The organism is Rhodobium orientis, from assembly GCF_003258835.1.
Classification (GTDB): Bacteria; Pseudomonadota; Alphaproteobacteria; order Rhizobiales; family Rhodobiaceae; genus Rhodobium; species Rhodobium orientis.
The window spans coordinates 37057-58516 of the sequence record NZ_NPEV01000011.1; the positions used below are offsets into that span (position 1 = coordinate 37057).

General features: G+C 65.8%; 22 protein-coding genes. 6 read left to right on the plus strand and 16 right to left on the minus strand.

Annotated features, from left to right (window positions below):
- Window positions 1-13: 13 nt before the first annotated feature.
- From CH339_RS07410 to speB, 16 genes are all read right to left on the minus strand, one after another.
- Window positions 14-205: an RpiB/LacA/LacB family sugar-phosphate isomerase gene (locus CH339_RS07410; protein ID WP_111433704.1), complete on the minus strand. Its 192-nt coding sequence runs from the start codon at window positions 203-205 to the stop codon at window positions 14-16.
- A 388-nt stretch (window positions 206-593) separates the two neighbouring features.
- Window positions 594-1376 (minus strand): triose-phosphate isomerase, encoded by a 783-nt coding sequence (locus CH339_RS07415; protein ID WP_111433705.1) that lies wholly within the window; start codon window positions 1374-1376, stop codon window positions 594-596.
- A gap of 130 nt (window positions 1377-1506) precedes the next feature.
- On the minus strand, window positions 1507-2154 hold the full coding sequence (gene dhaL / locus CH339_RS07420) for a dihydroxyacetone kinase subunit DhaL (RefSeq protein ID WP_111433706.1): 648 nt from the start codon (window positions 2152-2154) through the stop codon (window positions 1507-1509).
- 15 nt (window positions 2155-2169) lie between these two features.
- Window positions 2170-3171, minus strand: coding sequence for a dihydroxyacetone kinase subunit DhaK (locus tag CH339_RS07425; RefSeq protein WP_111433707.1), 1002 nt, complete (start codon window positions 3169-3171; stop codon window positions 2170-2172).
- A gap of 21 nt (window positions 3172-3192) precedes the next feature.
- Window positions 3193-4083 (minus strand): sugar phosphate isomerase/epimerase family protein, encoded by an 891-nt coding sequence (locus tag CH339_RS07430; protein WP_111433780.1) that lies wholly within the window; start codon window positions 4081-4083, stop codon window positions 3193-3195.
- 63 nt (window positions 4084-4146) lie between these two features.
- Window positions 4147-5145: an ABC transporter permease gene (locus CH339_RS07435; protein WP_111433708.1), complete on the minus strand. Its 999-nt coding sequence runs from the start codon at window positions 5143-5145 to the stop codon at window positions 4147-4149.
- A complete protein-coding gene (locus CH339_RS07440; protein ID WP_245408114.1) occupies window positions 5135-6586 on the minus strand; it encodes a sugar ABC transporter ATP-binding protein in 1452 nt (483 codons plus the stop codon). Before CH339_RS07440 ends, CH339_RS07435 begins: the two co-directional genes overlap by 11 nt.
- 185 nt (window positions 6587-6771) lie before the next feature.
- Window positions 6772-7659 (minus strand): substrate-binding domain-containing protein, encoded by an 888-nt coding sequence (locus CH339_RS07445; protein WP_245408115.1) that lies wholly within the window; start codon window positions 7657-7659, stop codon window positions 6772-6774.
- A 444-nt stretch (window positions 7660-8103) separates the two neighbouring features.
- Window positions 8104-9066 carry a sugar-binding transcriptional regulator gene (locus tag CH339_RS07450; RefSeq protein ID WP_111433711.1) on the minus strand — a complete coding sequence of 321 codons (963 nt, stop codon included), beginning with the start codon at window positions 9064-9066 and terminating at the stop codon, window positions 8104-8106.
- 95 nt (window positions 9067-9161) lie between these two features.
- Window positions 9162-9713 (minus strand): SIS domain-containing protein, encoded by a 552-nt coding sequence (locus tag CH339_RS07455; RefSeq protein ID WP_111433712.1) that lies wholly within the window; start codon window positions 9711-9713, stop codon window positions 9162-9164.
- Between the two features lie 320 nt (window positions 9714-10033).
- Window positions 10034-10771: an MBL fold metallo-hydrolase gene (locus CH339_RS07460; protein ID WP_111433713.1), complete on the minus strand. Its 738-nt coding sequence runs from the start codon at window positions 10769-10771 to the stop codon at window positions 10034-10036.
- Window positions 10771-11853, minus strand: a complete 1083-nt coding sequence (locus CH339_RS07465; RefSeq protein WP_111433714.1) for an ABC transporter ATP-binding protein — start codon at window positions 11851-11853, stop codon at window positions 10771-10773. The genes CH339_RS07460 and CH339_RS07465 overlap by 1 nt, the downstream gene beginning before the upstream one ends.
- Window positions 11850-12647, minus strand: a complete 798-nt coding sequence (locus CH339_RS07470; protein WP_244669078.1) for an ABC transporter permease — start codon at window positions 12645-12647, stop codon at window positions 11850-11852. The genes CH339_RS07465 and CH339_RS07470 overlap by 4 nt, the downstream gene beginning before the upstream one ends.
- Window positions 12644-13501, minus strand: a complete 858-nt coding sequence (locus CH339_RS07475; protein ID WP_111433715.1) for an ABC transporter permease — start codon at window positions 13499-13501, stop codon at window positions 12644-12646. Before CH339_RS07475 ends, CH339_RS07470 begins: the two co-directional genes overlap by 4 nt.
- Before the next feature lie 83 nt (window positions 13502-13584).
- Window positions 13585-14664, minus strand: coding sequence for an ABC transporter substrate-binding protein (locus CH339_RS07480; RefSeq protein ID WP_111433716.1), 1080 nt, complete (start codon window positions 14662-14664; stop codon window positions 13585-13587).
- 44 nt (window positions 14665-14708) lie between these two features.
- The gene (gene speB, locus CH339_RS07485; RefSeq protein ID WP_111433717.1) at window positions 14709-15683 is read right to left on the minus strand and encodes an agmatinase; all 975 of its coding nucleotides are present in this window, start codon (window positions 15681-15683) and stop codon (window positions 14709-14711) included.
- 115 nt (window positions 15684-15798) lie between these two features.
- Here speB and CH339_RS07490 point away from each other — a divergent pair, with 115 nt between their 5' ends.
- The 6 genes from CH339_RS07490 (at window position 15799) to sfsA (ending at window position 21346) form a co-directional block, all read left to right on the plus strand.
- Window positions 15799-16710 carry a LysR family transcriptional regulator gene (locus tag CH339_RS07490; RefSeq protein ID WP_111433718.1) on the plus strand — a complete coding sequence of 304 codons (912 nt, stop codon included), beginning with the start codon at window positions 15799-15801 and terminating at the stop codon, window positions 16708-16710.
- 119 nt (window positions 16711-16829) lie between these two features.
- Window positions 16830-17693: a pirin family protein gene (locus tag CH339_RS07495; RefSeq protein ID WP_111433719.1), complete on the plus strand. Its 864-nt coding sequence runs from the start codon at window positions 16830-16832 to the stop codon at window positions 17691-17693.
- 203 nt (window positions 17694-17896) lie between these two features.
- Window positions 17897-18853 carry an ABC transporter substrate-binding protein gene (locus CH339_RS07500; RefSeq protein ID WP_111433720.1) on the plus strand — a complete coding sequence of 319 codons (957 nt, stop codon included), beginning with the start codon at window positions 17897-17899 and terminating at the stop codon, window positions 18851-18853.
- Window positions 18854-18948: 95 nt separating this feature from the next.
- Window positions 18949-19827 carry an ABC transporter permease gene (locus CH339_RS07505; RefSeq protein WP_111433721.1) on the plus strand — a complete coding sequence of 293 codons (879 nt, stop codon included), beginning with the start codon at window positions 18949-18951 and terminating at the stop codon, window positions 19825-19827.
- Window positions 19824-20618 (plus strand): ABC transporter ATP-binding protein, encoded by a 795-nt coding sequence (locus CH339_RS07510; protein ID WP_111433722.1) that lies wholly within the window; start codon window positions 19824-19826, stop codon window positions 20616-20618. The genes CH339_RS07505 and CH339_RS07510 overlap by 4 nt, the downstream gene beginning before the upstream one ends.
- An 8-nt stretch (window positions 20619-20626) precedes the next feature.
- On the plus strand, window positions 20627-21346 hold the full coding sequence (gene sfsA, locus CH339_RS07515; RefSeq protein ID WP_111433723.1) for a DNA/RNA nuclease SfsA: 720 nt from the start codon (window positions 20627-20629) through the stop codon (window positions 21344-21346).
- Window positions 21347-21460: the final 114 nt, after the last annotated feature.

A 21460-nucleotide genomic window follows, 5' to 3' on the forward strand; every position in this document is an offset into this window, starting at 1 on the left:
CTCGCCGGCGTCGTCAGCCCCGGCCCGGCGCGTGTCTCCCCGCCGCAATCGATGTCGAAAGGGCGCCGGAGATGTTGGAAAAGCGCACCGCCGCGCCGTCAAAGCGTCCGAAGTCACCGACCTCGCAGCCATGCTCCGTCAAATAGAGCTTGAGGCTTTCTTTCAAGGCCGTACCGACCTCGCCGCAACGGATTGCGATCGCCATCGTTGTTCCCTCCGGCCGGCAGCGTCCCCAGGAAAGAGCGGCGCCCTCGACCTGCGCTGACACCGGCGTTACCCGCCGGAGTAGCCGTCTTTGATGATGTATCCGTTGGAACGCCCGAGATGCCTCGCGCCCCCGGCCGCCGGACTGGACCTCATCCATTGCCGGAATGCTATTCTCGGCCTGAACTTTTGTCAATCTGATGATACATTAGTTCTCAGAACGGTTAGCGAAGTATCGTATTGAATTATTTATTCTTTTCGAATAATCGAACGCACCGGCGGTCACCGGCCTGACGCCATGTTCAGACGGCACGCGACATATTCGCAACAAGTTTTCGTATCGGAATTACACATGTAATGCGCCCCTCGCCTTTTGCGTGCAGGCGCCGCTATGCGGTCGCCAGGGCATTCCGCGCGGCCAGGCCTTTTTCCGCCGCCGCGATGACCTCCAGGAAGCCGCCCGCGGTCCAGGCCGACCGGCCGACGAAGAGCCCGCCGACGCCGGCGGTGGCGGCAAGGGCGCCAGCATTGCCGGCATTGACGCTGCCGCCATAGAGCACCGGCACCGCGGCAAGGCCGTGCGTGTCGAGGAGATCGCGCACCGCGCCGTGCACCGCCGCCACATGTTCCGGGCTCGCCACCCGGCCGGATTCGCCGATCGCCCAGACCGGCTCATAGGCGATCAGGCAGCGCGAGAGCTGCGAGGTGTCGATGCCGGACAGAGCCAGCTTGACCTGGCGGATGACGGTCTCGGCCGAAGCGCCGGCCGCAAGCTCTTCCTCGTGGTCGCCGACGCAGACGAGCGGGCGCAGGTCATGGGCGATGGCCGAGCGCACCTTGGCATTGACGTCGGCATCGCTCTCGGCCTGGTCGGTGCGCCGCTCCGAATGGCCGAGCTCAACGATCTCCACGCCGCATTCCAGGAGCATCAGGGGAGAGATCTCACCGGTATGGGCGCCCTTCTCGTCCCAGTGCATGTTCTGGGCACCGAGATGGACAGGTGCATCGCCGATCGTCTCGCGGGCCGCCGGCAGCGCGGTGAACGACGGCACGACGAACACCGACATGGACTCCGGCAGCGGCGCCGCGACGAGTTCGGTCAGGTAAGACCGCGTCTCGGCGATGGTGTTGTTCATCTTCCAGCTCGTGCCGATCCAGAACGAGGATGTCATCGGACAAATTCCTTCCCTGCGCCGGGCGATCCGCCCGGCGGCAACCGGTCCGTGTTTTTCTATACGCTGCAGGCACTTGGCGTGCCGGGCCCGGACGGTCTTGGCGCCGCTCCGGGGCAGCCTCGGGAGATCAGGCGGTGGCGGCGTCCGCCCCGGCGGCGGCCTTCGCCATGGCATCGAGCACGATCGACAGCGAGATCGCGCCCGGATCGGGATGACCGAGGGAGCGCTCGCCGAGCGTGCGCGCCTTGCCGGTCGTCGCGATCATCGACTTGGTCGCCTCGACGCCGTCCTTTGCCGCCGCCGCGGCCGCGGCAAGAACGGCCTCAAGATCCTCGCCGGCGCCCGACGCAGCCGTTGCCGCCGGATCGAGCGCGTCGATCATGGTCTTGCCGCCGGGGGCCGCACCGCCGCGCTTTTCGACCGCTTCCAGCCCCGCCTTCAGGAAGGCGGCAAAGCCGGCGCCGTCGAGCATCACCGCATCGCCGATGCTCTTGTTGCCGGCCCTAAAGAAGGTGCCGAAGATCGCCCCGGAAGCGCCGCCCGAGGCCGACATGATGGCCCCGCCGACCCCCTTGAAGATCTCGCCGACATTGGCCGGCTCGTTCTCGTTGAGGAAGGCGAGCGCGGCGGCAAACCCGCGCTTCATGCCGACGCCGTGGTCGCCGTCACCGATCGCCTGGTCGGCGTGGGTCAACAGCTCGATGTTTTCCAGCATCGCGTCGCAGGCGGCAACGAACATTCCCCGCACACCGGCGACATCAAGTTCCGTGGTCATCGGGCGCACCCTCCGTCAGTTCGAATAGGCCAGCGAGGAGGCCGGGGCATCGAGATACCCTTTCAGCTCGTCGTCGAGGCGCATGAGCGTGATCGAGTAGCCGGCCATCTCCTGGGAAGTGATGAACGGGCCGACCTCCGTACGGTGGACGGTGATGCCGGCATCCGCCAGCCGCGCCCGCACCCGCCGGTTGGCGACGAACAGCTCCATCGGCGTCGACGATCCGAGATTGTTGATGAGAAGCGCGACCTCGTCGCCCTTTTTGAACGGCAGGTCGGCCAGCAGGAGGTCCATCATCTGGTCGACGATCTCGTCGGCCGGCGCCAGCTTCTGGCGCTTCGCCCCCGGCTCGCCGTGGGCGCCCATGCCGATCTCGATCTCGTCCTCGCCGAGCTCGAAGGTCGGCTCGCCGGTCTCCGGGATCGAGCCGGCCGAAACGGCAATGCCGATGGACCGGGTGTTGGCCTCCGCCTTGGCGGCGATGCGGTGGAGCTCTTCGAGCGTGTCGACGGCCTCCGAAGCCGCGCCTGCCACCTTGATGACGAAGAAGTCGCCGGCGATGCCGCGCCGGTCGTCCATGCGCTCGACCGGCGCCGCGGCGACGTCGTCGCGGACCCGGACGGTGCGGGTCGCGATGTTCTCGTCCTCATCGGCCAGTTCGGCGCCGATATCGAAGTTCATATTGTCGCCGGAATAGTTGCCGTAGACGTAGAGGACACCCTTGCCGCAATCGACGGCCTTGGTGGCTGCCACGATCGCGTCCGGGCTCGGCGCGGCGAACACCTGGCCGCAGACGGCGCCGTCCGCGAGACCGGGCCCGACATAGCCGGCGAACATCGGCTCGTGGCCGGAGCCGCCGCCGATGAGGAGCGCCGGCTTGTCGGTCTTCTCGCGGTCGGCGACGATGATGTTGCCCGGCAGCAGCCTGGTGGCGCCGTCGCCGGCAAGGTTCATGCCTTCCAGCGTCTCTTCGACCACCTTGGCCGGATCGTTGAGGATCTTTTTCACGCGTCTCATGGGTAAAGCTTTCCCTCGCCTTCAGGCCGCTTTGGCGACGTCGAGCGCCGCCATCGACGCGACCATGTCGCCCAGAACGTACTCGTCGGTCGCCTCGAAGGGGTAAACGAATTCGGCAAAGAAGGTCTGCTCCTTCAGGTCGTAGCGCTTCCAGAAGTCCTCAAGAACGCCTTTGTTCAGAAGGCCGTCCTGGGCAAAGCTCCAGTGACGGTCGAGCTGGCCGTCGGTCTGCTGGATGTGATAGGCGGCGATGTAGTCGCCGCAGGTTTTCATCCAGTGGTCCATGTTGGCCTCAATACCGAACAGCGGCTCGAACATGGCATGGCCCCAGTCGACCAGCAGCCGCACCGGCACCTCGGTCTTGCCGTCGAGGTCCTGCATCAGGCGCAGCCCGTCGGCGGCGGTGGACGGGAACTCCGTGCCGAGTGGCACCGGCTCCACATAGAGCATCTCAAGGCCGCTTTCGGCCGCGTGCGCGGCAAGCTCGACCCAGGCCTCTTCGGCGAGCTTCAGGATCTCCTCGCGCCGGGCGGGATCGACCGCATCGGCCGACGAATAGGAGCCGAACGGCATACCCGTCGCCGGCACCTCCATCGCCGCCGTCATGTCGATGGCGCGCTTCAGGTGCTCCTTGCCGAGCTTGCGCAAGTCCGCATTCGGCGCAAGGACGTGATTGTAGGTGTAGGAGGCAAGGCCGCCGAAGGTGCTCTCAACGACGAGCCCGGCGTCGCGAAACGCCTTGGCATAGGCCACCGCGAGGCGGTCGCGCTCGGCCGCTGGCCACCACGGATCGGTCAGGTCCCAGGTGTACTGGACGTATTTGACGCCGAGCCGGTCGTGGATCAGCGCGGCAAGCGCTTCGGGTTCCAGCCAGCGTTTGACGGCGAAGGAGAGATTCACTCCGAGTTTCATGTTTTTCACTCCCTTTTTTCTCTCCCGGCCGGGCGGGCGGCGTCCGGCCGGGTGTTCCCGGCGTCAGCCCTCGCGGCGCAGGTAGCGGCGCGAGATGGAGTCGAACGAGATGGCCAGGACGACGATGGCGCCGGAGACCATGGACTGCCAGTAGGGCGAGACGCCGAACAGCACGATGATGTTCTCGATGATACCGATGATCGCCGCACCGAGAATGGCGCCGATCGGGCTGCCGACGCCGCCGGTGGTGGCAACGCCGCCGATGACCGAGGCGGCGATCGGCGCCAGCACCCAGCCCTCGCCGATCGACGGCTGGGCGGTGCCAAGGCGGGCGACCATCAGCATGCCGGCAAGCGCCGACAGGAAGCCGGCGGCAGCGAACACCAGAACCCGGATGGTGTCGACGCGAATGCCGAGCATGCGGGCGGCTGGCGGGTTGTTGCCGATGGCGTAGAGATAGCGCCCGAACGGCGTCTTCACGGCCATGAAGGTGATGACGATGAGCGCGACGACCAGGATCACGAACGGCACCGGCACGCCATAGAGCTTGCTGTTGCCGAGGACGCGGATGGCGTCCGGAATGCCGGTGATGGCAACACCTTTGGTGGCGACGAGGTTGGCGCCACCATAGACCCCGGCCATACCGATGGTCAGCACCAGCGAATGCAGCCGAAGAGCGACCACCAGGAAGCCGTTGAACATGCCGCAAAAGGTGCCGAGCGCCAGGCAGAGCGCGAACGACAGCCACGGGTTCCAGCCCATCTGCACCATCATGATGCCGCCGACGACGCCGCAAAGCCCGGCGATAGCTCCGAGCGAGAGGTCGAGCTCGCCGAGGATCATCAGCATCGACTGGCCGAGCGTGACCAGCCCGACGAAGGCGAGCGTGCGCGATATGATCGTCATGTTGTAGGGCGTCAGGAAGTGCGGCGAGAGCATGCACGAGACGACGAAGATCACGACCAGCGCGGTGAACACGCCGAGCAGCGGCACCGCCGCGATGCGGCTGGCGAGGGTCCGTTTGGCGGGGGATGCCGTTTCGGCAGCGACTTCAGACGACATGGCGCAACTCTCCCGAACCGATAATGGCGCTCACCAGCGTGTCGGCATCCGTTGTCATCGTGTCGAATTCGCCGCTGATCTCGCCGTCGTGCATGGTGATGATGCGCGTCGCGCATCTCTTCAACTCGGCCAGTTCGGAAGAGATCATGATGATCCCCACCCCCTCCTCGGCCAGAGACTTCATGATCTTGTAGATCTCGACCTTGTTGCGGACGTCGATGCCGCGGGTCGGCTCGTCGAAGATGAGAACGTCCGGACGCCGGGCCATGGCGCGGCCGATGATGGCCTTCTGCTGGTTGCCGCCGGACAGGAACATGATCTTCTTTTCCCAGGACGAGGTCTTGATGTCGTAGTCGTCGATGACGCTGCCGACGATCGAGCGCTCGCGGGAGCCGGAGATGACGCCGGAGGGCGCCGTCTGGTCGAGCACGGAAATGCCGATGTTCTCGCGCACGCTGAGCGTCGGCAGGATGCCGTGCAGCTTGCGCTCTTCGGAAAGGTAGAGAACGCCGCCGGCGACCGATGCGGCCGGCGAACCGAGGCGCAATTCCTCGCCCTTCAGGACGATGCGGCCGTGCTTGGGCTTCTTGTAGCCGAAGACGCCCTGCATCAGCTCGGAGCGCCCGGCGCCGATCAGCCCGGCAAAGCCGAGGATTTCGCCGCGCCGGAGCGTGAAGGAGGCGTCAGTGAAGCCGCGCCCGGAAAGGTGTTCGACCGTCAGGATCGGCTCGCCCGGCTCGGTCTCCGGCAGGAAGGTCTGGTCGAGGCGGATCTCGCCGCCGGACATCATGCGGATCAGTTCCGGCTCGGTCACCTCGTCCATCGCCCGGTGGCCGACCGTCTGGCCGTTGCGCAATACCGTGACCGTGGTGCCGATCTCGAAGATCTCGTCCATCTTGTGGGAGACGAAGACGATCGCCTTGCCCTCGTCGCGGAGCTGCCGGATGATCTTGAAGAGGCGCTCGATTTCCTTGGTGGTCAGCGACGTGGTCGGCTCGTCGAGGATCAGGATCTGAAACGACTTCTTTGTCGCCGCGCGCGCGATCTGCAGGAGCTGCCGGTCGGAGACCGCGATCGACCCCACCGCCTGGTCGGGCCGGGCGTGGATGTCGAAGCGGTCGAGATATTCCTGCGCCTCGCGCGTCATCCGCGAGCCGGAGAGCACGGCGCCGCCGAAGCCGGACTTGTCGAACGGCATGAACAGGTTTTCGGCCACCGACATGTGCGGGAACACGTTGAGTTCCTGCGGCACATAGGCGACGAGGTCGAAGAGCGATTTGTCTTCGGCGGTGTCGCGCCCGTCGATGTGGATGGTGCCGCTGTCGACCGGCATGATCCCGGTCAGGGCCCGGATCAGGGTCGACTTGCCCGCTCCGTTCTCGCCGGCGAAGACGTGGACGGTGCCGCGCTCGATCTCGAGGTCGACATTGTCCAGCGCCACGACACCGGGGAACTCCTTGCGGATGCCTTGGACGCGGAGGAAAGCCATCGTGTCACCAAATCGGCTGGTGGGGACTCGCGGGACGGGCAAGGCGGTGAAATACCGGCTCGTCCGCCCCGCACTGGAAGTCATTCATGGGGCCCACGGCATTCCGTTGCCAGAAACCGTGGGGTGCATGCGAAGGACTATTCCAGGCTTTCCTTGGTAATAATGGCGATACCGGTGTCGATATACTTCGGAACCGGCTTGCCCATGGCCTTCTGCCAGGTCGCGATGACGGCCCAGTAACCCTGCATTTCCGGCTTGGTCGAGGACGAGGAGTCGACGACGCCTTCCTTGATCAGGGCCAGGAGGTCCGGCAGGTTGTCGAGGCCGACATGGATCACGTCGCCGACCTTGCCGGCTTCCTTGATCGCCTGACCGATGCCGATCGGGCCGGCCGCGTCGCACGCCACCCAGCCCTTCAGGTTCGGGTTGGCCTGCATGATGGCCGCGGCCTGCTTCTGGGCGGTCTCGATGCTGTCATTGTCGATGCCGGTCGCGACAAGCTTGATGTCCGGATACTTCTCGAACGTCTTCTTGTGGCATTCGGCGCGGATCGCGTGGTTCGGTGCCGTCGGCACGCCCATCATGATCGCCACTTCGCCCTTGCCGCCGAGCAGCTTGACGAGGCGTTCGGACGCGATGTTGGCCTGCTCGCAGAAGTCATTGCCGATGCTGGTGAGGGCCATGCCCTCGGGCGGAACGGAGTCGAACACGGTCACCGGAATGCCCTGGTCGACGGCTTCTTCAAGCACGACGCGGTTGCCCTTGCCGTCCAGCAGGTCGACGAGGATGCCGTCCGGCTGGGTGGCGATGGAGCGGGAGATGATGTCGTTCTGTTCGATGACATCGGCCTTCTGCGGTGCGCGATACTCGATCTGCACCTCGCGGCCGGTGGTCTCGGTCAGCATCTTTGCCGCTTCCTTGGCGCCGTCGTTCACGAGGTCGAACCACGGATGCACCACCTTCGGCACGATGACGAAGCGAAGCGGGTCTTGGTCTTGCGCGGCAGCAACCGTAGGACCAGCCACGACAGCAGCCAGGATTGACGCCAAAAGGAGTTTTTTCATGGGAATGTTCCTCGAACTTTTTTCCTCACCGCCGGTAATGGAAGCACATGCTGGCACTCCATCTGCGCGGACCGGGCCGCGCATGAGAAGCCCTCACACGGTCGTTCGGCGGCTACGGCGTTCATGGCGCCCTACTCGCTCGAACGAGCTTGCGGATCTTCCCTACCGGTCAAAGGACATTACATTTGTAATTTCTGTTTTTCAATTGATTTGTCGGTTAGGTATCTCTGCGCCAAAACAGCGCATTTCCGACACCCCGTAACCCATTCATGAATAAAGAAAAACAGCGCCTATTAGCGACTTCTGAAGCATCGTTCGGCCAAACCCATACACATCACATCCTTCAGCCGTCAGTCTTTTGCGCGGTCCTTTTTCAGAAACGTTTCCGCTCTTGGTTGGACGTGCCTAGCCGCGCATCAATCCTTCCGCGACCGCCTCGTCCGTCACCAGGTGGGTGACGTTGCCGAGCTTCAGGATCGCCCGGATGATCGGCAGCTTGTAGGCATCGCCCGAGGCGAGGATCGTCTTGGCGATGTTGCCGAGGCCGGAGGGGTGCAGCGCCATCACCCGCTTGTTCAGCGGATGGTCGACATCCTTGCCGTCGGCGTCGAGGAAGGTGCCGAGGAGTTCGCCGACGGCGCCCTTTTCCTTCAGCTCGTCGATGTCGCGCGGCGACAGGGAAACGGCGGAAAAGAGCTGCGAGCGGCCGGAGAGGTCGCCGCAGGAGACCAGCACCAGATCCGCCTGGCGCGCCTCGGCCATCACCTCGGCCAGCGGCGGATAGGCCATCAGGCCGGCAAAGCTCTCGTCGTCCGGATAGTAGAGCAGCGAGGGAATGTAGTGGCATTCGGCGCCGAGCGCGCGGGCGAGCTGGCTGGCGACCTCGAAGGTGTTGGCGCCGGAGCCGCGGGTCAGCCCGCCCATCAGCGAGACGACCCTTGTGCGCGAGAACTGGCGCGGCGTCAGCTTGCGCACGGCCGCCCCCAGCGTGTCGCCCCAACCGAGACCGATGGTCTGGCCGTCCTTCAGCATGCCGTTGAGAAGCACGCCGGCGGCCTCGCCGATCACCCGTTTCTGGGCCACCTCGTCGCGGATCGACGGCACGACCACCGCGTCCTGCAGCTTGAAGCGGGACTTCAGCTCCTCTTCCAGGGCAACGCAGGAAGCGAGCGGCAGCCGGATCTCCACCTGCACCGAACCGTCGGCGCGGACCTGGCCGATGATCTTGTTGACCCTGAGGCGCGTCAGACCGAGCCGGTCGGCGATCTCCTGCTGCGTCATGTTCGCGACGTAATAGTACCAGGCGACCCGGGCCACGAGGTGCTCGGCATCCATACCGCCTGTCAGTCCGTCGGAACCGTCCGCCATTCCTTGCCTCTTCCTGCGGGACGTCGTCATGCGGCCCTTCTGCCCGGCATTTCCTCGCGCCCCCGTCAATCCTTACACCGTAGCGGAAACCGCGCCTATTCGAGATTGGTATGGCGCGCGCGCATCGCCTCCGGGCTCACCTTCAGCCGGTCGCGCACGCCGATGACGAGGGCCTCAAAGACGATGAATTCCGCGCCCTCAAAGAGCGATCCCATCGGAAGGATGCTCCCCTCGCCGGCCTGGTCGTCGGCCATGGTCTGGGCCGGCACCGGCAGCACCGTATCGGCAGCCTTCGGCGCCGCACCGTCCGGCTGAGCGGTCACGACGAGCGTCCGCGCACCCGCCTCTTTGGCAACGCCCATCAGCGCGGAGACGGTGGAAAAATTGCCCGGACCGGCCGACACGACGAGGAGGTCGCCTTTGCCGAGCGGCGGCGTCGTCATGTCCCCGACCATCGCCACCTTCAGGCCGAGATGGAACAGCCGCATGCACAGGCCCTTGATCTGCAGCCCCTCGCGGCCGACGCCGTAAAGCGCGATTCTGTCCGCCGCGGCGATCTCGTCGATCGCGGCCCGCATGGCGTCGTCGTCGAGCCGGGAGAGCGCGGCGCCGAGCTCCTCGAGCGCCTTCAGACATGTCGCTTTCATGGGAGTGAAACCTCTGAATGAAACACGCGCACTTAACACTTGATGCATGCAATATACAAATGTTCTAACTTTCGGGCAATCCGTCGCCGCCGCGAAATGCTCCTCCGCGGCAGATCGTCCGGCGGATTGGCCCGAAGGGCGGGTCGAATGGACAGCCGACTAACGCGAAAAACGAGAGCCGACCTCAGCGTGTCGTCATTGCGAGCGAGCGAAGCGAGCGCGGCAATCCAGAAGCGGCACGCTCCGAGCGCGTTGCCTCTGGATCGCCGCATCGCCTGCGGCTCCTCGCGATGACGACAAGCCTTCTTTTGGAAGCCCCCTCACCGGTCGTGCGCCGCCAGCCAGTCGCGGATGAGGCTGCGATAGCGCTCCCCGGAAAAGCTCGGGAAATGGCCGCCATGGACGAGCCGCACCGGCAGGTCGAGGAGCCGCTCCATGCTGGCGATGTAGTCGCCGAGATCGGAATGGTAGGTATCCTCGATCAGCGGCCCGTCATAGAGGATGTCGCCGGAGAAAAGGATGCCGGTGGCGGCCTCAAAGAGCGCGATGCCGCCCGGTGAATGGCCCGGCGTGTGGATGACCGTGAAATGCCGGTCGCCGAGGTCGATGACGTCGCCGTCCTCGACGATGCGCGTCGCCGGTGCCCTCCTCACCGCATATTCGGTGGAAAGGTACGGCTGCGGCGGCAACGCGGTGAAGATGGCGTCGGTGACGTAGGGGTCGGCGAGCGTGTTCGCCCGCGTCGGTTCCGCCAGAAGCTCTGCCTCGGCACGGTGGACGGTGCGGTGGTCGAATTCGTGGTGGCAGCCGATATGGTCGAAATGGGTGTGGCTGGCGACGGCCTCCAACGGCCGCTCGGTGACCAGCGGCACCTGCTGCCTGAGCGAGACGACGCCCATGCCGCTGTCGACCAGCATGTCCTTGTCGCGCCCGCGCACGTGCCAGATGTTGCAGCGGTAGAACTCCAGAATAAACGGCTCGGAGATGAAGGTGACGTCGTCGCCGACCGTCCTCGTCTCGTACCAGGCCTCCGCCGTCGCCCGCGGTAACTCCGCCATCAGCTGTCGTCCTTCAGGATAACCACGTCCTCCGGCAGCACGCCGAGCGCCACCGTGGTGCCCGGCGTCGTCTCGCCGGTCTGCGGCATCTGCACCATCGGCCGGAAACTGTCGACGGTCTCATGGCGCATGACGGCAAGGTGGTGGGCGCCGGCAAAGGTCATGTCCTCCACCGTGGCGCTGCCAAGCGACAGCGCCGCACCCTCCACGGCACCGACGACGAAATGCTCCGGCCGGATGGAGAGCACCACATCGTCGCCCGTGTCGGCGCCTGAACCGTTGAGGGGAAGAGGCAACCGGCCGACGGGGGTCTCGATATCGAGACGCCCGCCGGTGCGCCATCTCACCTTCCCCTTCAGAAACGAACTCTGGCCCATGAAGCCGGCCGCGAACAGGGTCGCGGGCTTCAGGTACACCCGCTCCGGCGTCCCCATATCCTCGATCCGGCCGTGGCTCATGACGACGATGGTATCGCCGATGGCCATCGCCTCCTCCTGGTCGTGGGTGACGTGGACGAAGGAGGTGCCGACCTCGCGCTGGATCGCCTTCAATTCCGCCTGCATCTGCCGGCGCAGCTTCAGATCGAGCGCACCGAGCGGCTCGTCGAGGAGGAGCACGGAGGGTTCCACCGCAAGCGCCCGGGCGAGCGCCACGCGCTGGCGCTGGCCGCCGGAAAGCTCGTGCGGGCGCTTGGCCTCCGAGCCCTTGAGCCCGACAAGCTCCAGCATCTCGTGCGCCCGGCGCATGCGCTCCTTCGAGCCGATGCCGCGCATGCGGAGCCCGAAGGCGACATTGGCGCCGATCGTCATGTGCGGAAACAGCGCGTAGTCCTGGAACACGGTCGTCGTCGGCCGCTTTGCCGGCGGCACCGCGGTCATGTCGGCGCCGTTGATGAGAACGGAGCCGGCCTGCGGCACCAGGAAGCCGCCGATGACGGACAGAAGCGTCGTCTTGCCGGAGCCGGAGGGCCCCAGGAACACCGTGTAGGAGCCGGTCGGAACGGTCAGCGACACATCGGCGAGCGCGGTGAACGCCTCGTAGCGATGGGTGACGTTCTTGACGTCGACGGCGGTCGCGCTCATGCGCGCCTCCCCTTTCTGAGGACGACCAGTTCCAGCACGACGACGAGAACGGCGGAGATGCCGAAGACGAGGCTGCCGACGGCGTTGGTCTTGGGGTTGAGGCCGGAGCGGAGCAAGCTCCAGATCTCCACCGGCAGGGTGACGTCGAAGCGGGTGAGCAGGAACGAGATGATGAACTCGTCCCAGGAGAACGTCATCGACAGGAAGAATGCGGCGAACAGCGCCGGCCACAGCATCGGCGCCGTGACGAGCGTGATCACCTGCCATTCCGAGGCGCCGAGGTCGCGGGCCGCCTTCTCGATATTCGCCTGGTGGTCGCCCATCTGGCTGTAGATGATGGCAAAGCAGAGCGGCAGGTTGATCACCACATGGCCGATCCCGGCGGCGAGCAGCGACTTCGGAAAGCCGATGAAGTTGAAGGTGATGAGAAGCCCCATGCCGATGATCAGGTAGGAGACGGTGAGCGGCGCCGTCAGCAGCGCCCGCTGCACGCCCTTGGCCGGCAGGGCGAAGCGGGCAAGGCCGTAGGCGGCGAGGAAGCCGAGGAGGACAGCGACGAGCGAGGACCCGACGGCGACCACGATGGAGTTGGCGAGGGCCTCCATCAGTCGGCTGTCGGCAAGCACCGCCTCGTACCAGCGAAGGCTGAACCCCTCAAACGGCGGGATCGGGAACCGCCCATCCTGGAACGAGAACAGCACCAGCACCACGACCGGCAGGAAGATGAAGCCGTAGACGAGGACGGCGTAGAGGGCGGAGGCAGCCGTGCGCCAGGACGTGCCGCGCATGGTCATGCCCTTTCCAGCCGGATCCAGCGGGCAAAGCCGAGATAGGCGATGGTGACGACGATCATCAAGAGGATCGCCAGCGCCGAGGCGGTCGGGAAGTCGGCGCGCCGGCCGATCTGCAGCATGATCACCTGGGGCATCAGGAGTTCGTTGTTGCCGCCGAGCACCTGCGGCGTGATGTAGTCGCCGATGCACAGCACGAAGGTGAGGAAGGCGCCGACCATGATGCCCGGCAGGGTCAGCGGCAGCACCACGAACCAGAAGGTGGAGAGCGGCCCGGCCCCGAGATCGGCTGCGGCCTTTCGGTAGTTCGGCGAGAGCTGGACGAGGTTGGCGTAGATCGTCAGCGTTAGCAGCATGACGAAGAAGTGGACGAAGCCGATGACCGTCGCCGTGCGGCTGTTGGCAAGGTCGAGCGGCTCGGCGATGAGGCCGATGGAAAGCAGCGTCTCGTTGATGATGCCGTTATTGGCAAGCACCAGCAGCCAGGAATAGGAGCGGACCACATAGGAGGTCCAGAACGGCAGGATGGCGAGCACCAGCGCCATCCGCTGCAGCCGCGGCGGCACCTTCTCGGCGATGATCCAGGCGAAGGGATAGGCCAGCAGGATGGAGGTGACGGTGACGATGACGGTCACCTCCAGCGAATTCAGCATGGCCTCCAGGAAGTGGCCGCGCTCGAAGAACTTCAGGTAGTTGGCAAAGCTCCAGCTGGCGACGAGATCGGTGCCGATCCGCTCCCAGAGGCTGACCACCGCCATGACGACGAACGGGGCAACGAAAAACGCCGCCGTCCAAAGGAGCGCCGGGGCAACGAAGCCCCAGGGGCCGAGATCGAACCGTTGTCCCCGTGCCGCCATCGTCCTTGCCGCCTCGTTCGCGTCAAGCCTTGCCGGACGTCACGTCACGCCCGGCAAGGCTCGCCTGATTGCAGGAGGAGTTTCTAGTGCTGGAGGAATTCCGTCCACAGATCCTGCATGGCGGCGTCCAGTTCGGCGTCCGGCGCCGGGTACATCTGGGCGTTCTTCAGATAGGCTTCCTGGTCGTCCCAGCGCAGCGCCGCCTTCTGCTGGTCGGTCAGCTCCGCGCCCGCCTTGGCGTTCGCCGGCATCGCCCAGTAGCAGGACGAGGTGGCGAGCCGCGCCTGGCCTTCCGGCGAGACGATGTATTTGACGAACTCCGTCGCCAGCTCCTTGCGCTTGCTGTCCTTGAAGACGCCGATCGACTGCGACCAGCGCACGCCACCCTGGTCCGGCAGGATCCAGTCCAGCTCCGGCTTGTCGGCGGAAAGCCCGGCCGTCACCCACTCGCCGCCGCCGACCAGGATGTCGACCTCGCCGGTCGCGATCGCCGTCTGGCTCGACACCACCTCGCCGACGAGCTTGGCGTTGTCCTTGATCTTGAAGAGGGTCTCCTTGATCTCCGGCAGGTCGTCGGCGGTCAGCTCCGAGGTCTTCTTGCCGAGGCCGACGGCGACCATGCCGATCACCGGCAGGTAGTAGTCGTAGACCGCGATCCTGCCCTTGTATGCGTCGGACCACAGCACCGTCATGTCCTTCATGTCGGCGGCATCGACCTTGGTCTTGTTGAAGGAGACGGTGTTGTAGCCGAATTTTTCGGAGACGGCGTAGAGCTTGCCGTCACGCATCAGGGAGCTTTCCAGGCGCAGCTCCGGGAAGATGTCGTCGAGCGGCAACTCGTCGGCCGGTAGCGGCGCCAGCAGGTCGGCGTCAATGGCGCGCGGCACGTCGACGCCGTCGATGACGAAGACGTCCCAGTCGCCGGGCTGCGACTGTTCCACGATGGCAAGCGCCGAGCCCGTGCCCTCATATTCCTTCAGGTTCACCTTGACGTCGAACTTCTTCTCGAACGGCTCGATCAGCGCCGGGTCGGTGTGATCACACCAGACCAGCGCGTTGAGTTCTTCCGTGGCATTGGCGGCGGGCATGGCGGCGACGCCGGCAAGGAGCGAACTGAGCGCAACGGCGCCCGTCAGCTTCAGTCGTTTGATCGCGGTGTTCATGGCTCGGTTCACCTCTGGATGGTTCTTGGAGGGATCTGGTCGGTTTATTGGTTTTCTTTGGCTTGCGGGGCCTCGTGCGGATAGCGGACCCCGGGCAGGATGCAGAGCATTTCGTAGAGCAGGTTGGCGCCGACGAGCGCGGTGTTGCCCGACGGATCGTAGGGCGGCGAGACCTCGACGAGATCGCCGCCGACGATATTGAGGCCGCGGCAGCCGCGGATGATCTCCAGCGCCTGCCAGATGGTGAGGCCGCCGATCTCCACCGTGCCAGTGCCCGGTGCAAAGGCCGGATCGAGGCTGTCGATGTCGTAGGAGAGATAGGTCGGGTGGTCGCCGATTGTGTCGCGGATCTCCGCCATCAGCGGGCTCAAGGACTTCATCCAGCAGTCCTCGGCCGGCACCACGGTGAAGCCCTGCTGGCGCGACCAGTTGAAATCGTCGGGCGAATAGCCGGTGCCGCGAAGCCCGATCTGGAACACCTTGTCGGCTGCGATGCAGCCGTCTTCGAGGGCCCGGCGGAACGGTGTGCCGTGCGCGATTTTCTCGCCGAACATCTCGTCGTTGATGTCGGCATGGGCATCGACGTGAACGAGCGCCACCGGCCCGTGCTTCTTGGCCATGGCTTTGAGGATCGGATAGACCAGCGTGTGGTCGCCGCCGAGCGTCAACGGCCGGCAGTCATGGGCAAGGATGCCGTCATAGGCCTCCTCGATGATCGCGACCGATTTCTTCAGATCGAAGGTGTTGAGGGCGACGTCGCCGATGTCGGCGACCTGCAGGCTGTCGAAGGGCGCAGCCCCCGTGCCCATGTTGTAGGGCCTGAGCATGCAGGACTCGATGCGGATGTAGCGCGGTCCCTGGCGCGTGCCGGAGCGGTTCGAGGTGCCGATATCGAGCGGGATTCCGACGAAGCAGGCATCCAGCCCCTCCGCCGTTTCCTGCGACGGCAGCCGCATCATCGTCGCCGGGCCGGCGAAGCGCGGCATCTCGTTGCCGCCGAGCGGCTGGTTGAACCTCATGGACACCTCGTTATTGACCACGAATTAGTCATGCCAATCGTTTAAGCAGGCTAACGGCTGGCGTAGCTGGAAAAAATAGGGAATTATCAAAACTCACTTTTGGAAATATCAAACTATGCCCGTCCGCCTGTCCCGCAGCGACCTGCGCTTCTTGCAGGTCTTTGAGGCCGTCGCCCGCCACGGCGCCTTCTCCGCCGCTGAGGCCGAGCTCAACATTTCCGGCTCGACGATCTCCAACCACATGACGGCGCTGGAAGAGCGCCTCGGCATCAAGCTCTGCCAGCGCGGCCGCACCGGCTTCCGGCTGACGGAAAAGGGCGCCATGGTGCTCGACGCGGCGCGGCGCCTGTTCAAGGCGATCGGCGATTTCGACGCGGAAATCGGCGCACTCAAGGGCACGCTGACGGGCGAGTTGCGCATCGGCCTCGTCGACAGCATGGTCACCGACCCCAATTCCCGCATCTCCGAGGCGATCGCGGCATTCGGTGGGCGCGGCGGCGACGTCTCCGTCACCCTGATGCAGGACCGCCCCCAGGAACTGCAGCAGAAGGTCTATGACGGCGTCTATCACTGCGGCATCGGCAGCTTCCCGCACCTGATCTCCGGGCTGGAATCCGTCCCGCTCTACGACGAACAGCACTACCTCTACGCCGCCACCGACCATCCGGTCCTGGCCGAGGACGCGGTGACGCCGGAGGCGCTGCGCCAGCACGCCTTCATCCGCCGCGGCTACTGGCGGGCGGCCGACGAAAAGCGGCTGCTGCTGGGCCCGGTGGAGGCGACCGTCCACCAGATCGAGCCGCAACTGATGCTGATCCTGTCCGGCCGCTATCTCGGCTTCCTGCCGGAGCACTATGCAAGGCAATGGGTCGAGGACGGCCGGCTGAAAGCGATCCTGCCGGACGAGGTCGCCTATACCTGCACCTTCTGCCTGATCCTGAGGAAAGGCTACCGGCCGACGGAAACCCTGAAGACCTTCCTCAGAGACCTTCGCGCCGCGCACGGCACCGCCGACGCCCTCTCCTGATCCGCCGCAAACACTCTGTTTCCGCTGCAAGCGCTTTTCAAAGGCGCAAACGACGCCACATATCGCCACAAGATGACGCGTCCGGCGGGCGCGCAGCACGAGACAGCAAGGAGCAAACGATGACCGTCACCGATATCGACCAGAAAATCCGACCGGTCGTCTTTCGCACCGACGGCATGAACGCCTCCGACGGCGCCGGCGTGCGCATGCGGCGCATGCTGGGAACGCCCCGGTTCGACTTCCTCGACCCGTTCCTGATGCTCGACTGGTTCCATTCCGACAAGCCGCAGGATTACCTCGCCGGCTTCCCGGACCACCCGCACCGGGGCTTCGAGACGGTCACCTACCTGCTGCACGGCCGCATGCGCCACGCCGACAATCGCGGCAATGCCGGCGTTATCGAGCCGGGCGGCATCCAGTGGATGACGGCCGGGAGCGGCATCGTCCATTCGGAAATGCCGGAACAGGAGAACGGCCTCCTCTCCGGCTTCCAGCTCTGGATCAACCTGCCGGCCAAGGACAAGATGGTGCCCGCCGGCTACCAGGAGTTCACCCCCGACCGCATCCCGGTGGAAAAGCGCGACGGTGCCAGCCTGCGCGTCGTCACCGGCACCACGTCGGGGGGCGTTTCCGGCCCCGTCGTCGACCGGCCGACCGACCCGTTCTTTGCCGACATCCACCTCGATGCCGGCGCAACGCTCCTTGAAGCCATCGGCGGCGATCGCAACGCCTTCGTCCTCGTCCATGACGGCACCCTCACCCTTGCCGGCACCGACGGACCGCAGACCCTCGGCATCGGCAACCTTGCCGTCCTCGGCACCGGCGACGTGGTCTCGGCCACCGCCGGCGAGGACGGCGCGAAATTCCTTCTCATTGCCGCCCGCCCGCTCGGCGAGCCGGTGGCCCGCGCCGGCCCCTTCGTCATGAACACGGAAGCCGAGCTCCACCAGGCCTTTGCAGACTTCCAGAACGGTCGGTTCTGAGCCGACACGGGCCCGCCACCCGGCGGGCCTTGGGTAAACTACGGGCGCGCCCATTCGCCGCCCGTATCCCCGCCGTAAAGCGCCCTTTTTTCGCGTGAAGGTCGGCCGGGCAACCATTGACTCGCCCGTCAAAAAATCGTCTCTCCGCAGGGTTCGCCGCCAACGATCGGCGTTCACAAGGATTTTTCGGAGGACGTCACGCCATGCGTAAGCTTCTGTTGGCGCTCGCCGCTGCGAGCGCAATCGCCAGCCCGGCGCTTGCCGCCGACACTGTCACGGTCGCCGTCACCGCCATCGTCGAGCATCCGGCCCTCGATGCCTGCCGCGACGGCGTCAAGGATGCCCTTGCCGAGGCGGGGTACAAGGACGGCGAGAACCTCACCTTCGTCTACGAGTCCGCGCAAGGAAATCCGGCAACGGCCGCCCAGATCGCCCGCCAGTTCATCGGCGAGGCGCCGGACGTCATCGTGCCGATTTCCACGCCCTCGGCACAGGCCGTGGTCGCCGGCACCAGGGACATCCCGGTCGTCTTCACCGCCGTCACCGACCCGGTCGGCGCCAAGCTGATCTCCAACACCGAAAAGCCGGGCGGCAACGTCACCGGCCTTTCCGACTTCTCGCCGCTCGACGACCACCTGGCGCTGATCCGCGAGATCTCGCCGGACGCCAAGACCATCGGCATCGTCTACAATTCCGGCGAGGCCAACTCGGTCGCCCTGCTTGAAGGCATGCGTTCGCGCGTCGAGGCCGCCGGCATGGAACTGGTGGAATCCGTCGCCACCAAGTCCGCCGAGGTCCAGGGCGCCACCCGCGCGCTGATCGGCAAGGCCGACGTCATCTACATCCCGACTGACAACACCATCGTCTCCGCGCTCGAAGCCGCAGTGAAGGTCGCCGAGGAGAACGACATCCCGCTTTACTCAGGCGACACCGATTCCGTGTCGCGCGGCGCGCTCGCCGCCGTCGGCTTCAACTACCACGACATCGGCGTGCAGACCGGCCAGATCGTCGCCCGCGTCCTGAAGGGCGAAAAGCCCGGCGACATCGCGGTGAAGGTGGCCGCCGGCACCAATTTGATCGTCAATCCCGGCGCCGCCGAGCGCATGGGCGTCACGATCCCGAAGGCCGTCATCGACCGCGCCAACACCGTGGTCGAATAAGTCGCCTGGAATTGCAACGAAAAGTCCCCGGACGCCCGGGCCGCTCATGAGCGGTCCGCCGGTTTCCGGGGCCTTGTTTTGACTGTGGGGCAGCGTTGAGCGAAATCGCTTTCTGGGGAGCCGTCGAACTCGGCCTCGTCTACGCCTTCGTCGGGCTTGGCGTCTATCTCTCCTTCCGCATCCTCGACTTCCCGGACCTGACCGTCGATGGCTCGCTGCCGCTGGGGGCCGCCGTCGCCGCCGTGCTGATCCTTGCCGGCGTCGCGCCCTGGCCGGCAACGCTCGCCGCCATGGTCGCCGCCGGCTGCGCCGGGCTCGTCACAGCGACCCTCAACGTCAAGTTCAAGATCCTGCACCTGCTTGCCTCGATCCTGACCATGATCGCGCTCTTTTCCATCAATCTGCGCGTCATGGGCCGGCCGAACGTCGCCATCATCAACGAGCCGACGGTGCTCACCCCGTTCTACGGCCTGGGCCTCTCCGACTATCTCGTCCGGCCCGCCGTGCTCTTCGTCTTCGTCGCCATCGCCGTGGTGCTTTTGACCGCCTTCCTCGGCAGCAATTTCGGCCTTGCCATGCGCGCCACCGGCGCCAACGCCCGCATGGCGCGGGCGCAGGGCATCCGCACCCAGTTCCACATCTATGCCGGCATCGCGCTCTCCAACGCCCTTGTCGGCCTTGCCGGCGCGCTCTTTGCCCAGACCAACGGCTTTGCCGACGTGACCGCCGGCGTCGGCACCATCGTCGTCGGCCTTGCCGCCGTCATCGTCGGCGAGACGCTGCTGCCGAGCCGGCGCATCGCGCTCGCCCTCATCGGCTGCGTCATTGGCTCGGTGCTCTACCGCATCGCCATCCAGCTCGCGCTGTCCGCCGACGTCATCGGCCTCAAGGCCTCGGACCTCAACCTTGCCACCGCAGTGCTGGTCGCCGTCGCGCTGATCCTGCCGCGGCTGAGGAAGGGAGGCCGGACATGATCCGCATCGAGAACCTCGGCGTCACCTTCTCGCGCGGCACGCCGCTGGAGACCAGGGCGTTGCGCGGCATCGACCTCACCATCTCCTCCGGCGAGTTCGTCACCGTCATCGGCTCCAACGGCGCCGGCAAATCGACGCTCTTGTCCGCCGTCGCCGGCGACACGCCGGTCTCCGACGGCCGCATCCTGATCGGCGAGCGCGACGTCACGAAGTGGTCGACCGCGCGCCGCGCCGGCCTCGTCGCCCGCGTCTTCCAGGATCCGCTCGCCGGCTCCTGCGGCAACCTTTCGATCGAGGAGAACCTCGCCCTTGCCGCAGCAAGAGGCCACCGCCGCGGCCTCGGGCCGGCGCTCTCGGCCGAGCGCCGCGAAATCTTCCACGAGCGCGTCTCGGAACTCGGGCTCGGGCTGGAAAACCGCCTCAACGACCTGATGAACCTCCTCTCCGGCGGCCAGCGCCAGTCGCTCGCCCTGATCATGGCGACCCTGTCGCCCTCCGAAGTGATGCTCCTCGACGAGCACACCGCCGCCCTGGACCCCGGCATGGCCGAGTTCGTGCTGGACCTCACAGAGCGGCTGGTCGCGGAGCGCAAGCTGACGACCATGATGGTGACCCACTCCATGCGCCAGGCGCTCGACGTCGGCACCCGCACCATCATGCTGCACGAGGGCCGCATCGTCCTCGACGTTGCCGGTGACATGCGCGCCGGGCTCACCACCGACGACCTCGTCGCCATGTTCCGCAAGGTCCGCGGCCAGGACCTGGAAGACGATTCCCTGCTGATCGAATAGCCCCGATAATGCGCCTGCCCTTGCCCCTGACGGAAGGCCGTCTCGTCCAGCGCTACAAGCGCTTCCTCGCCGATGTGGAGTTGGCGGACGGCGAGATCGTCACCGCCCACTGTCCGAACCCCGGCTCCATGACCGGGCTGAAGGCGCCGGGAAGCCGCGTCTGGCTGTCGAGATCGGCGAACCCCAAGAGGAAGCTCGCCCACACGTTGGAGCTGGTGGAGGCCGACGGCGTCCTCGTCGGCATCAACACCAACAACCCCAACACCCTCGTCGCCGAGGCAATCGCGGCCGGCACCATCCCGGAACTTGCCGGCTACGAGACCCTGCGCCGCGAGGTCCGCTACGGCGTCAACTCGCGCGTCGACATCCTCCTGGAAAGCGAGGGCCGCCCGCCCTGCTATGTGGAGGTCAAGAACGTCCACCTGCTGCGCGAACCGATGCTGTCGGAGTTCCCGGACAGCGTGACGACGCGCGGCGCCAAGCATCTGCGCGAACTCTCCGACATGGTGGCCGCTGGCCACCGCGCGGTGATGATGTTCCTGATCCAGCGGCCGGACACGGACCGGATATCGCTCGCCCGCGACATCGACCCGGCCTACGGCCTTGCCTTCGATGCGGCCATCGCCGCCGGCGTCGAAGCGCTGTCCTGGCGCTGCGAGATCACCACCGAGGAGATCACCGTCGTGGCCCCCGTGCCGGTGCTCGACCTCGCTCCGACCATCGCCTGACGCGCGACACAGCGTCGAAGGAACTGGCACAACCGCCCTTCATCGTTATATGAGTGGGAGAGACACTTCAGGCTGCGCCCGGCCGGTGGCCCATCGAGCCCGGCGGCGCGGCAT